Raw genomic sequence first — 12753 nt, 5'->3', positions numbered from 1 at the left:
TTCGCGTGACTTCAGCCCGTTTCGGGCGTTCCGGGCTGAGCTCGTGCACATCGCGGAGGGTGCGCGCGCGGCACTCAGACCGCCTCACCGGTTCGTGCTTCATCGGTCTCGCGCCGCGAGGCGCCCGCGCCGAGCGTCAGGGTCGAGGCGAGACCGAGGGTCAGGAAGGCCGCAGCGGTGAAGGCCGCGGCGCGCGTGCCGTCGCTGAAGGCCGCGCGGGCGTTGATCGCCAGATCCTGCGTCTCGGGCGACGCGGCGAGGCCGGCGATGGCCGCCCCGGCGCTGTCGACGACCTGCGAGACCACCTGATCGCGCTCGGCCGCGGGGATGCCGCGACCGTCGAGAGTGGATGCCAACACCCCCGCGGTCGTCGAGAAGAGCACGGTGCCGAGGATCGCGACGCCGAGGGCAGCACCCAGCTGGCGCGACGTCGACTGCGTGCCCGAGGCCTGGCCGCTCGCCGACGGCGGGACGTCGGCCAGGACGACGCCCGTGAGCTGCGCTGTCGCGAGGCCCACGCCGACGCCGTACACGAAGAGGAAGGGGATGAGCGGTCCCCACGTGGCATCCGGACCGATGGTGAACGCGACGCCGCCCACGCCGATGATCTCGGCCAAGAGGCCCCCGCGCACGATCCATACCGGCGCGACTTTCCCGCTCAGCGCCCCCGCGATGCCGCTGGCCACGAACGAGCCGATCGCCATCGACAGCAGCAACAGGCCCGTCTGCAGGGCGTCGAAGCCGACGACGAACTGCAGCCACAGCGGCAGCGCGAGGATGATGCCGAACTCGCCCAGCGACACGACGGCGGCGGCGATGTTGCCGTTGCGGAACGACGTGATGCGGAACAGGTCGAAGGCGAGCAGCGTCGAGCGGCCCTGGCGTTGGCGACGCAGTCCCCACGCGATGAAGGCGATCAGGGCGACCGCGGCGACCGCGAACGCGAGGGGCACGGGAGACAGCGAGAACGGCCAGGTCCAGTCGCCGATGGTCGGGGCGGTGGCGACGGTCCACCATCCGTACGTGCGTCCCTCGATGAGGCCGAAGACGAGCGGGGCCATCGTGAGCACGGACAGCAGGGCGCCGACGCCGTCGATCCGCGCGACCCGGTCGCTGCGCGACTCGGCGACGGTGAGCAGGACGCCGATCACGATGATCACGCCGAGCGGGATGTTGATGCCGAACGCCCACCGCCACGAGAACGCCGTGGTCAGCCAGCCGCCGAGCAGGGGGCCGACGGCCGCCATACCGCCGATGGTCGAACCCCAGACGGCGAAGGCGATGCCGCGCTCGCGTCCGCGGAAGGTGGCGTTGATGATCGACAGGGTCGTCGGAAGGATCATCGCCCCGCCCACGCCCTGCACGAGGCGCGAGAGGATCAGCAGACCACCCGTGGGGGCGAGGGCCGCGGCGACGGAGGCTCCGGCGAAGATGACGACGCCCAGCAGCATCAGCCGTCGGCGACCGAATCGGTCGGCGAGACTGCCGAACACGAGAAGGAACGACGCGAAGACGAGGGTGTAGGCCTCTTGGACCCACTGAACCTCGGTCGAGGAGATCTTCAGCTCCTCGACGATCGAGGGGACGGCCACGTTGACGATCGTCGAGTCGACGATGATCAGCGAGACGGCGATGCTGATGAAAACGAGTCCCGCCCACCGGCGGGATGCCTGGTTCCCGGTCATATCGCTAGCTTATCTAGCTATAAGGCTGTCCGGGAGGGGGTGCGCGGGGCGGGGGTTCCGGTGCGCAACCTCGGATCGGGTCGCGATCGGTGCTTCAGGCGTGGCGGGCGGTGGTTCGGGGTGCTGTCGGCGCGCGAGATCCTCGCCCCAACGGGCGGGATGCGCCCCGAATCTTCGAGCGGGACCTCGCCGGAGGCGGACGGGCGCCGGATGGCCGGGGGTCGATCAGGTGCCGTGGCGGGGGCGGTGCGCGGGGCGCGAGACGTGCTCGCCCGGCGGCATCGGGATCGGCGTCGTGCCGGCGATCTCGTCGCTGAAATCCTCGGGTTCGGCGGGGATGATCTCCACCGGCCGCGTCTCGTCCACGGTGAGGCGGAAGCGCTTCGTCTCGTGGCGGTGCACGCGTCCCGACGCCAGCGTCCACGCAACGCCGATCCCGCAGGCGAGCAGAGCGACGGCGGCGGCGAGCCCGATCGCCGTGCGCGGTCCGAACGCCGTGGCCACGGCGCCGACGATCGGAGCGCCGACGGGGGTGCCGCCGAGCAGGATCGCCATGTAGAGGGCGATCACCCGGCCGCGCAGTGACGGATCGGTGGTGGTCTGCACATACCCGTTGGCGGTGGTGAGCGTCGTCACGACGCAGAAGCCGGTGAGCACCAGCGTGGCGGCATACGTCGCGTAGCTGGGGGCGAGCACCGAGAGGGCGGATGCCACGGCGAAGCCGCCGGTGCCGATGACCACGACGCGCATCCGCGCCCGTTCGCGGCGGGCGGCGAGAAGCGCTCCCGCGAGCGAGCCGATGGCGACGAACGAACTGAGCAGGCCGAAGCCGTCGGCGCCTCGACCGAATTCGAGGGCCATCGTCGAGGCGAAGATCGGGAAGTTCATGCCGAAGGCGCCCAAGAGGAACACCATGACGAAGATGACCACCAGGTCGGGTCGGCGCGCGACGTAGCGGAAACCGTCGGCGAGGCGAGCGGGTCCGTTCCGCTTGGCGCGGGCGACGAGTTCGTGCGGGCGCATGACGAGCAGCGCACCCAGCATCGCCAGGAACGTCACGGCGTTGACGAGGAACACCCACCCGGTACCGACGAGCACGATCATCACACCCGCGACGGCCGGGCCGATCAGGCGGGCGGTGTTGAACGACGCGGCGTTCAAGGCCACGGCGTTGGAGGCGTTTTCCTGCGAGACGAGGTCGGACACGAACGCCTGTCGTGCGGGGTTGTCGAACGCCGTCACCACACCGAGGGCCAGCGCGAAGCCGTACATGAGGGGGAGGGTCATCGCTCCGGCGAGCAGCAGGGCGCCGAGACTCACCGCGAGCACGAGGAGGGCGCCCTGCGTGCACATGATGAGCTTGCGGCGGTCGAAGCGATCGGCCACCCACCCGGTGACACCGACCAGCAGGAGGGGCGGGGCGAACTGAAGGGCCATCGTGACGCCCATCGCGGCGGCGTCGTTGTCGGTGAGCTGGGTGAGCACCACCCAGTTCTGGGCGGTGGCCTGCATCCAGGCGCCGATGTTGGAGACGAGTGCTCCGATGAACCAGACGCGGTAGTTGAAGATCGACAGCGACCGGAACATCGATGTGCTCACCTGTCGGCCACCTTCCTCATGATCAGGGCCGCGCGGGCCAGCGTCTCCCTCTCGTCGGCGGTCAGCTCGGCGAGCGACTCCTCGAGGAAGGCGTCGCGCCGCCGCACCGTCTCGTCGACGATCGTGCGGCCGTAGTCGGTGAGGTCGATGCTCACCCGACGGCGATCGACGGCATCCGGGATGCGTGTGATGTAGCCGGCTTCCTCGAGCAGGGAGACGGTGCGATTCATCGACGGCGCGGTGACGCGCTCACGATCGGCCAGTTGGCCGAGCGTGTGCGCGCCGTGCACCGTCAGCGCGGCGAGGACGGCGAACTGCCCGTCGCTCATGGTGTCGACGGCTCGTTGCGCCCGGAGGCGGCGAGCCAGTCGGAACGTCGCCATGCGCAGCTCGGAAGCTGCGGCGCTGTGGTCAGGAATGTTGTCGGTGAGGGGGGATTCGTCGACGCTGTCATTCATATTCCTGATCGTTAGCCTAACTCATTAGTCCTGCTAAGGGAATGGATGCCACGCTCCCGACCGTCCCGCGGAGGGTCCGGGGGCTTCGACGGGCTCAGCCCCCTGCGTTCTGCGAGTCCCGGGGGCTTCGACGGGCTCAGCCCCCTGCGTTCTGCGAGTCCCGGGGGCTTCGACGGGTTCAGCCCCCCTCCGTCGCACGGCGCCCCGGGGTCGCCGGCGCATCGCCGTCGTACACTCGGCCCATGCCCGAGTTCGTCGACGCCTACGGCATCCCGATCGTCTATTACGTCCACGAGGCGGCCGAGCCGCGCGCGGTGGTGCAGCTCCTGCACGGCGTGGGGGAGCACGCGGGTCGGTACGCCGCCCTGATCGAGGCCCTCGTCGCCGCGGGGTACACCGTCTACGCGGACGACCACCGCGGCCACGGACGCACCGGCCTCCGGCAGTGGGGCGGCGACCACGGCAAGCTCGGTCGCCTCGGCCCCGGTGGGATGGATGCCGCGCGCGACGCGATCTGGACCCTGACGCAGCGCATCGGCGAAGAGCACCCCGGCCTGCCCCTCGTGCTCCTCGGGCACTCGTGGGGGTCATTCCTGGCGCAGATGCTGCTGGATCGGCATCCGGACGCCTTCGACGCCGTCGTGCTGAGCGGGTCGGCCCTGCGCTGGCCGGGCTCCCTGAACGCCGGAGACCTGAACGGCCCGTGGAAGCACCTGCGCGGGTCGGGGATGCAGTGGCTGTCGAGTGACGAGCAGGTCGGTCGCGACTTCGTCGACGACCCGCTGACCACGTCGGTGCCCCTGCTGCGCCTGTTCGGGCCGATCGAGGCGGCGAAGCTGTTCGGTCGTCCGCGGCGGGATCTCGGCCGGGACGTGCCGATCCTCCTCATGGTCGGGCGCGACGACACCGTCGGCGGCCCCCGCAGCGTGCACAAGCTGGCGGACGCCTACCGTGATCGTGCCGGTCTGACCGACGTGACGACGAAGGTCTACCCGGGCGCTCGCCACGAGATCTTCGCCGAGGTGCAGCAGGCCCAGGTGCGCGCCGACCTGCTCGCCTGGCTCGACGCGCGCGTGCCGCCCCGTGCCGCGCCGTCTTCGCGCTGAGCAGCGCGGGGACGGGGCCGTCTGAGAGGGGACGAGATCCCCTCGGCGCCCGGCCCCTCTCCCCCCATCGGCGGCATCGACCGAAGCGGTGACGCATCGGACCGACGTCTCCAGCCTGCGGGGGTGAGGGCGTCCGGGGGAGAGTCGGAAGCGGTCATGTCCGCTAGGGGGCGCCTCCGCGGCGGCCGTCACGTACACGCCCGGCCATCGCGCAATTATTGCGCCTAATGGCTGCACCTTTTGGTTGCTATCCCGCAAAAGTCTCGGTACTGTCGGGAGGGCCGGGACGCCTCGAAGACGAGTCCCGCCCCGCACACCCGAACCGCCCGCCATCCCCCCTGAGGCGCGTCCCTCTTCCGGTCCTCCGACCGGTCGATCGCGCGCGCCCGGATCGTCACGTCCCTCAACGAAGAACGGATCCCGCGTGAACACTTCGGACACCACCCCCACCGCCGGCGTCGGCGCCTGGTTCATCGGCGCACGAGGATCGCTCGCCACGACGGCGACGATCGGCATCCACGCCCTCGCCGTCGGAGCAGCTGCGCCGGTCGGCCTCACCACGGAAACCGACGCCGTTCGCGTCGAAGAGTTCCCGGAGATCGCCGACATCGTCGTCGGCGGTCACGACATCTCCACGACCCCGCTCGAAGAGCGTGCCGAGCACCTCGCGGCCGGCGGCATGTTCCCCGCGGCCCTCGTCGAGGCTGTGCGCGAGCGGCTCCGCGCCACCGAGGAGAACCTCCGCGCGGTGCCCGCGCTCACCACCACGCAGCAGGAGGAGATCGACCTTCTCGCCGCCGACATCGTCGACTTCCGCGACCGTCACGGTCTGCGGGAGGTCGTCGTGATCGACGTCTCCTCGACCGAGCCGCTCCCGCCGTACCACCCCGGTTTCGACGACGACGGAGTGCTGCAAACCGCCCTCACCACCCCGGGCGTGCGCGTGCTCCCGCCGAGCTCCCGCGCCGCCCTCGCCGCCATCGCGGCGGGTGCCGCGTACGCCGCGTTCACCCCCTCGGCATCCCTGAATCTCCCCGTCCTGCGCGCCCGCGCCGAGCGCGCGGGCATCGCGTACGCAGGGCAAGACGGCAAGACGGGCGAGACGCTGCTGCGCACGGTGCTCGCGCCGATGTTCACCGCCCGCGGGTTCCGCGTGCAGTCCTGGGCGGGGACGAACCTGCTCGGCGGCGGCGACGGCGCCACCCTGGCCGACCCGGAGGCCGTGCGCTCGAAGCTCGTGTCGAAGAACCGCGGACTGCACGCCCTCGTCGGCGACGACGTCGTCACCCCCTTGCACATCGACAACGTCCCCGACCTCGGCGACGTCAAGACCGCGTGGGACCACGTGAGCGCGACCGGATTCCTCGGCAGCCGCGTCACCCTGCAGACGACGTGGAGCGCGTACGACTCCGCGCTCGCCGCGCCCCTGGTGATCGACCTCGTGCGATCGCTGTCGCTGGCCACCCGCGCCGGTCACGCCGGCGTCGTCCCCGCCCTCGGCTGCTTCTTCAAAGACCCCTGGGGCAGCGACGTGCACGGCTTCGGCGACCAGACGGCGCAGTACGTCGCGTGGGTGCACGAGACGGCGGCCGCGGTGGCTGCGGCGCGGGTCGCCGCACCGTGACAGGGGCGCGGGACTACCTCGACCTCGTCCGCGCCCCCGCGTCGCTGACCGTCCTGGGCGACGCGCTCGTCGGCGCCCTCAGCGCGCGCGGTCCGAGCGGCGACGGAGTGGTGCGCGCGAGTGTCCTGGCGGTGTCGTCGGTGTGCCTGTACAGCGCCGGCATGGCCCTGAACGACTGGGCGGATGCCGACCTCGACGCCGTCGAGCGACCGGAGCGCCCCATCCCGTCGGGGCGCATCTCGCGGTCGCGCGCTCTCGCCGTCGGCGTCGGGCTCACGCTGGTCGGCATCGGTTCCGCGTTCGTCGCCGGGCGTCGCGCGGGTGCGGTGTCGCTCGCGCTCGCGGGCGCGCTGTGGGCCTACGACGTCGTCTTCAAGCCCACGGCCGCGGGTCCGGTGGTGATGGCCGCCTGCCGCGGGCTCGACGTGATGATGGGCGCAGCGGGACCGGGGTGGCGCCGAGCGCTCCTTCCGGCCGGTGCCGTCGCCGCCCACACCGTCGCCGTCACCGCCGTCTCGCGCGGCGAGGTCGACGGGTCGACCCGGGCCACCGGACGCGCCGCGGTGGCCGCGGGCGTCGCCGTCGCGGCATCCGGTCTCGCGGGCCCGGGCGACCGGGCGGCCGCAGCCCTCGGCGGCGCCCGCTACCTCGCCGCCGTGCTGCCGGGGCACCTCGCCGTCGCCCGAGACCCCGACGCGGCGCACGCGCGGACAGCCACCCGGGCGGGCATCCGCGCCGTCGTGCCGTTGCAGGCCGCCCTGGCCGCCCGCGCCGGTTCGACGACCGCCACCCTCGCGCTGCTGGGCGTCGAGGCCGTCGGCTTCGCTCTCGGGCGCCGCCGCTCGCGAGGAGACATCACATGAACGACGTGCCCTGGAGCTGGGGATACGGCACCAACGGCTTCACCGATCACCCGCTGCCCGCGGCGCTCGACGTGATGCAGGGTGAGGGGTACACCGCCGTCGCCCTCACGCTCGGCCACCCTCACCTCGACCCGTTCGCCTCCGACTGGCGAGCCCGGGCCGAGGCGCAGGCTGCGGACCTCCGCCGTCGGGGCATGCGGGTCGTCGTCGAGACCGGCACCCGCTACCTGCTCGACCCCGTGCGCAAGCACCGTCCGACCCTCGTCGACCGCAACGCCGAGCCGCGGATGGTGTTCCTCCGCCGCGCGATCGAGATCGCCGCGATCCTCGAGGCGGAGTGCGTGTCGCTGTGGAGCGGCGTCCTTCCCGACGACGTCTCGATCGACGCCGCACGCGTTCTGCTCGACGAACGCCTGCTCGAGCTCTGCGGTTTCGCCGCGGAGGCGGGCGTGCCTCTCGCCCTCGAGCCCGAACCCGGCATGGTGGTCGAGACCGTCGCCGACGCCCTGGCCGTACGCGCCCGCATCGGGCATCCTGCGATCCTCGGCATCACCGTCGACCTGGGGCACTGCGTCGTCGTCGAACCCGACGGAGTGGTCGGAGCGCTGCGCGCCGCGGGCGCACTGCTCCGCAACGTGCAGGCCGACGACATGCTCCCGCACGCGCACGAACACCTCCCCTTCGGCGAGGGGGTCCTCGACCTGGATGCCGCCCTCGCCGCCCTCCGCGAGATCGACTACCGCGGCGTCGTCGCCGTGGAACTGCCCCGGCACGCGCACGCGGCGCCGGCGCTCGCGCGATCGAGCATGGCGGCGCTCGTCGCGGCGGCGGATGCGACCGCTGCCCCGTCAGCAGGAGGGGACTCGGTGGCGGGAGGACCGCGCGGGGCCGTGGCATCCTCCGCTCCCGGGATGTCCTCTCGTGATGCGACGCCCGTGACGACGGGAGGGTCGGGGCCCGGGGGAGGACCCCGCGAGTCCTCCCTGCACTCCGCTCTTCCCACGCCCTCCGCTCCTCCCACCTCCGACCGGCGGGTCATGCACCCCTGGACGGCCCGCGCCGCCGAGGACGTGCGAGCGGATGCCACCCGCGCCGCGCGTCTGTTCGCCTCCGCCGGCCGCGAGGTGGGGCGCGAACCCCTCTCCGCGGACCCCTTCGCGCCGACCGCCGACGACGCCGCGCGGGCCGCGATCGTCGCCGCCCTGGCCGACAGCGGTGCCGACCCCGCCGTCGCCGCCGCCCTCTACCGGCGCGGTGACGACGCCGAGCGCCGCGGGGTGCTGCGCGGGCTCGACGCGATCGCCGCTCCCGCTCCGGTGTGGCGCGACGCCGGCGTCGACCTGGTCGTCGACGCCCTCCGCGCCAACGACACGCGCCTCGTCGCCGCGGCCCTCGGGTCTTTCGCCGCGACCCATCTCGACGACCACGCGTGGCGTCACGGCGTGCTGAAGTGCGTCTTCCTCGGCATCCCCCTGTCCGTGGTCGCAGAACTGGACGCCCGCGCCGACGACGAGCTCGCCGCGATGGCCGCTCGCTTCGCCGAGGAGCGCCGCGCCGCCGGTCGCGCGGTACCCGATGACCTCACCCTCCTGCTCGCTCGCGAAAGGGCCTGATATGCGCATCTTCGACCCCCACATCCACATGACGGCGCGCACCACCGACGACTACGAGGCCATGTATGACGCCGGCGTGCGCGCCCTGGTGGAGCCGGCGTTCTGGCTCGGGCAGCCGCGCACGAGCGTCGGGTCGTTCCTGGACTACTTCGACACGCTGATCGGATGGGAGAGGTTCCGGGCGGCCCAGTTCGGCATCCGTCATCACTGCACCATCGCCCTCAACCCCAAAGAGGCGAACGACCCGCGCTGCCGCGAGGTGATGTCGGAGCTGCCCCACTACCTCGCCAAGGACGGCGTCGTCGCGGTGGGCGAGACGGGCTACGACTCGATGACGCCCGAGGAGGACGAGATCCTCGGCCAGCACCTCGCGCTCGGGATCGAGTTCGACCTCCCCGTCCTCGTGCACACCCCGCACCGCGACAAGGCCGTCGGCACGCAGCGCACCCTCGAGGTCGTCGCGGAGTCCGGTATCCCGATGGGGCACGTGCTCGTCGACCACCTCAACGAGACCTGCGTCGACGCCGTCGCCGACAGCGGCGCGTGGATGGGTTTCTCGATCTACCCCGACACCAAGATGGACGAGCAGCGCGTGGTCGCGATCATGCAGCGAATCGGCCTCGACCGCGTGATCGTCAACTCCGCCGCCGACTGGGGACGCTCCGATCCGCTCAAGACGGCGAAGACGGGGCTGGCCATGCTCGACGCGGGATTCAGCGACGACGACGTCGACCGCATCCTGTGGCGCAACCCCCGCGACTTCTACGCGCAGAGCGGCCGCGTCGTCACCGACCCGATCGAGGGCTTCGCGCCGGCCAGCCAGGGCCCCGACCTGTTCGAGGGCAACTCGGTGCTGCGCGGCACGGCCTCGCGGCGGGGAGCCTGATGCACCTCTCCTATTGCACCAACGTCCATCCCGCCGAGGACCTCGCCGGAATCGTCCGTCAGCTCGACGAGCACGCGGGCCCGGTGCGCCGCGCGGCCGGCCTCGACCGGCTCGGCGTCGGCCTGTGGATGCCGGCGGGCGCGGCATCCGTCCTGGCCCACGACGCCTCCGCTCGGGGCCTGCTCGCCGACGCCCTCGAGCGCAACGGTCTGGAGTTGCGCACGGTGAACGCCTTCCCCTACCGCGGGTTCCACGACGATGTCGTCAAGCTCGCGGTCTACCGGCCCGACTGGACCACGCCCGAGCGCCTCGACTACACCCTGGACTGCGCGCGTGCGCTGGCGGCGCTGCTGCCGCCCGGTGCCGCGGGCAGCATCTCGACGCTTCCGCTCGGCTGGCGGGAGGGATGGGATGCCACCGCCGACGCCGCCGCCGAAGAGGCGCTGACCCGCCTGGTCGCGGGTCTCGCCGCCATCGAGCGCGAGACCGGTCGCACGGTGCGCGTGGGGATCGAGCCCGAGCCCGGGTGCATCCTCGACGACGTCGCCGACGTCGTGGCCTGGCTCGGCGCCCGCCCGGACCTCGTCGCCGACGGCCTGCTCGGGCTGTGCCTGGACACCTGTCACCTCGCCGTGTCGTTCGCGGACCCGGCCGCCGTCGTCGCCGCGGCGACCGCCGCGGGCGTGCGCATTGTTAAGGTGCAGGCGTCGGTGGCACTCGAGGTCCCCGACCCCTCCGACCCGCGTTCGGTCGCGGCGCTCCAGCCGTTCGCCGAGGAGCGCTACGTGCACCAGGTGCGTTCCGCACGCGGCACGCACGCCGCCGACGACCTGCCCGAGGTGCTCGCCGCCCGCGAACCGTGGCCGACGGATCAGCCGTGGCGCGTGCATGTGCACATTCCTCTGCACGCCCGGCCGGAGGCGCCCTTGCGCGCCACGACCGAGGTGCTCCTCGCCGCCGTCGACGCCGTCCTGGCCGCGCCGGGTGGCGACGACGCGCACCTCGACGTCGAGACGTACACCTGGTCGGTGCTGCCCGCCTCCCTGCAGCCCGCGACGCTCGTCGACGGCATCGCCGCGGAGCTGCGTTGGGTGCGCGCGCACGTCCCGCACGCGGTGACCGGTGCGGACCCGGATGCCGCGCCGGCCGGTGCCGTGGCATCCGGGATCGCCACGCCCTCGCCGAGCGCGGTCGCCATGGTCGGAGCCACGGCATCCGGCGGGCAATCGGCTCGCGAGGACTTCGCCGCGACGGCATCCGGAATCGACGGCAGGAGCCGCGCATGAGCAAGGTCCTTCTCCTCGACATCGTGGGGCTCACCCCCCGCGCGCTCGCCGCGATGCCGCGGCTCAGCGCCCTCGGCCGCTCGGGCGGTCAGGTCGGGCTCGACACGATCCTCCCGGCCGTCACGTGCAGCGTGCAGTCGACGATGCTCACCGGCCTCGCGCCGCGCGATCACGGCATCGTCGGCAACGGGTGGTACTTCCGCGGCCTCGGCGATCCGCTGCTGTGGCGCCAGCACAACACGCTCGTCGCGGGGGAGAAGGTGTGGGAGACCGCCCGCCGTTCGCGCCCCGAGCTGCGCACCGCCAATCTCGGCTGGTGGTTCGCGATGGGCGCGACGACCGACGTCACGGTCACCCCGCGGCCGATCTACCACGCCGACGGACGCAAGAGCCCCGACGCGTACGTGCGCCCGGCCGCCCTGCACGACCGGCTCGTCGGTGCGCTGGGGGAGTTCCCGCTCTTCCAGTACTGGGGTCCGACCGCGACCATCCGCAGCAGCGCCTGGCTCGCCGAGGCGACGCGCGGCATGATCACCGAGAGGTGGGGGCCCGCCCCCGACCTCGCGATGGCGTACCTGCCGCACCTCGACTACGACCTGCAGCGCTTCGGACCGAACGGCGCCGAGGCCGAACGCGCCGCCCGCGAGCTCGACGACACCATCGCGCGGCTGCTCGGCGACGCCCTCGACCGCGGCTACACCGTCGTCGCGGTGTCGGAGTACGGCATCGAGCAGGCGCAGCGCCCGGTCGACGTCAACCGGGCTCTGCGCCGCGAGGGACTGCTCGAGGTCTACGTGCAGGACGGCCGCGAGCAGCTCGACCCCTGGACCTCGCGCGCCTTCGCCGTCGCCGACCACCAGGTGGCGCACGTCTACGTCCCGGATGCCGCGGACCTCCCGCGCGTCGCGGCGCTGCTGCGCGGACTCGAGGGCGTCGACGAGGTGCTCGACCGCGAGGCCCAGGCGCGCTACGGCCTGGATCACGAGCGCTCCGGCGAGCTGGTCGTCGTGGCGGAGCCCGGAGCCTGGTTCACCTACTACTTCTGGCTCGACGACGACCGCGCGCCCGAGTACGCACGCGGCGTCGACATCCACCGCAAGCCCGGGTACGACCCCGCCGAGCTGTTCTTCGACCCCGCAGACCGCCTCGCCAAGGCGAAGGCCGGGGCGAACCTGGTGAAGAAGAAGCTGGGCCTGCGCTACGCCATGAGCACCGTTCCGCTCGATCCCACGTGCGTGCGCGGCACCCACGGCCGCCTGCCCTCCTCGCGCCAGGATGCACCGGTGGTCCTGACCAGCGACCCCGGGCTGCTCCCCGACGTGGAGGCGGTACCCGCCGCTGCGGTCCGCGACCTGGTGCTGCGGGGGCTCGGCGTCTGAGGCGCGCCGCCGGGCACAACGCAGGAGTTTCTGTCGGACATCCGCTCGCCGAGCAGCCGGGCCGTGGTCGCACGACCGGATCTCCTGCATTGTGTCCGCGCGTCCGCCGAGAGCGGTCCCGGTGGTCCATGCACGTCCCGGGGCTTTGCCGCAGCGCTCCATCGACGTCGCTTCGGACACAACGCAGGAGTTCCCGGCTCACCTAGGCTCACCGAGCGGCCAGGACGGGGTCACGGCGCCGAATCTCCTGCGTT

The 12753-nt window shown here is 72.5% G+C and carries 10 protein-coding genes; 7 read left to right on the top strand and 3 right to left on the bottom strand.

The features are described 5' to 3' along the window. Positions 1 to 74: 74 nt before the first annotated feature. From ACTJJP_RS09365 to ACTJJP_RS09355, 3 genes are all read right to left on the bottom strand, one after another. Positions 75 to 1685, bottom strand: coding sequence for an MFS transporter (locus tag ACTJJP_RS09365; RefSeq protein ID WP_440774744.1), 1611 nt, complete (start codon positions 1683 to 1685; stop codon positions 75 to 77). Positions 1686 to 1910: 225 nt separating this feature from the next. Beyond that, complete coding sequence (locus tag ACTJJP_RS09360; protein WP_440775086.1) at positions 1911 to 3272, bottom strand: MFS transporter; 1362 nt, start codon at positions 3270 to 3272, stop codon at positions 1911 to 1913. Positions 3273 to 3280: 8 nt separating this feature from the next. Continuing rightward, positions 3281 to 3742, bottom strand: coding sequence for a MarR family winged helix-turn-helix transcriptional regulator (locus ACTJJP_RS09355; RefSeq protein ID WP_440774743.1), 462 nt, complete (start codon positions 3740 to 3742; stop codon positions 3281 to 3283). Positions 3743 to 3984: 242 nt separating this feature from the next. On the opposite strand from ACTJJP_RS09355, the gene ACTJJP_RS09350 reads away from it, so the two are divergent. The 7 genes from ACTJJP_RS09350 (at position 3985) to ACTJJP_RS09320 (ending at position 12499) form a co-directional block, all read left to right on the top strand. Next, the gene (locus ACTJJP_RS09350; RefSeq protein WP_440774742.1) at positions 3985 to 4848 is read left to right on the top strand and encodes an alpha/beta fold hydrolase; all 864 of its coding nucleotides are present in this window, start codon (positions 3985 to 3987) and stop codon (positions 4846 to 4848) included. Positions 4849 to 5272: 424 nt separating this feature from the next. Next, on the top strand, positions 5273 to 6472 hold the full coding sequence (locus tag ACTJJP_RS09345) for an inositol-3-phosphate synthase (RefSeq protein ID WP_440774741.1): 1200 nt from the start codon (positions 5273 to 5275) through the stop codon (positions 6470 to 6472). Next, positions 6469 to 7335, top strand: a complete 867-nt coding sequence (locus ACTJJP_RS09340; protein WP_440774740.1) for an SCO3242 family prenyltransferase — start codon at positions 6469 to 6471, stop codon at positions 7333 to 7335. Before ACTJJP_RS09345 ends, ACTJJP_RS09340 begins: the two co-directional genes overlap by 4 nt. Continuing rightward, complete coding sequence (locus ACTJJP_RS09335) at positions 7332 to 8948, top strand: EboA domain-containing protein (RefSeq protein ID WP_440774739.1); 1617 nt, start codon at positions 7332 to 7334, stop codon at positions 8946 to 8948. Before ACTJJP_RS09340 ends, ACTJJP_RS09335 begins: the two co-directional genes overlap by 4 nt. Position 8949: 1 nt before the next feature. Next, positions 8950 to 9834, top strand: a complete 885-nt coding sequence (locus ACTJJP_RS09330; protein WP_440774738.1) for a TatD family hydrolase — start codon at positions 8950 to 8952, stop codon at positions 9832 to 9834. Beyond that, positions 9834 to 11120: a metabolite traffic protein EboE gene (gene eboE / locus ACTJJP_RS09325; RefSeq protein ID WP_440774737.1), complete on the top strand. Its 1287-nt coding sequence runs from the start codon at positions 9834 to 9836 to the stop codon at positions 11118 to 11120. The genes ACTJJP_RS09330 and eboE overlap by 1 nt, the downstream gene beginning before the upstream one ends. Continuing rightward, positions 11117 to 12499 (top strand): nucleotide pyrophosphatase/phosphodiesterase family protein, encoded by a 1383-nt coding sequence (locus ACTJJP_RS09320; protein ID WP_440774736.1) that lies wholly within the window; start codon positions 11117 to 11119, stop codon positions 12497 to 12499. The genes eboE and ACTJJP_RS09320 overlap by 4 nt, the downstream gene beginning before the upstream one ends. Positions 12500 to 12753 lie beyond the last annotated feature (254 nt).

Origin of the sequence: Microbacterium sp. 22296 (assembly GCF_052045385.1) — a bacterium.
In the GTDB taxonomy this organism is placed as follows: domain Bacteria; phylum Actinomycetota; class Actinomycetes; order Actinomycetales; family Microbacteriaceae; genus Microbacterium.
The sequence above is the reverse complement of the archived record's forward strand: the minus strand, read 5'-3'. Positions and strand labels throughout refer to the sequence as shown.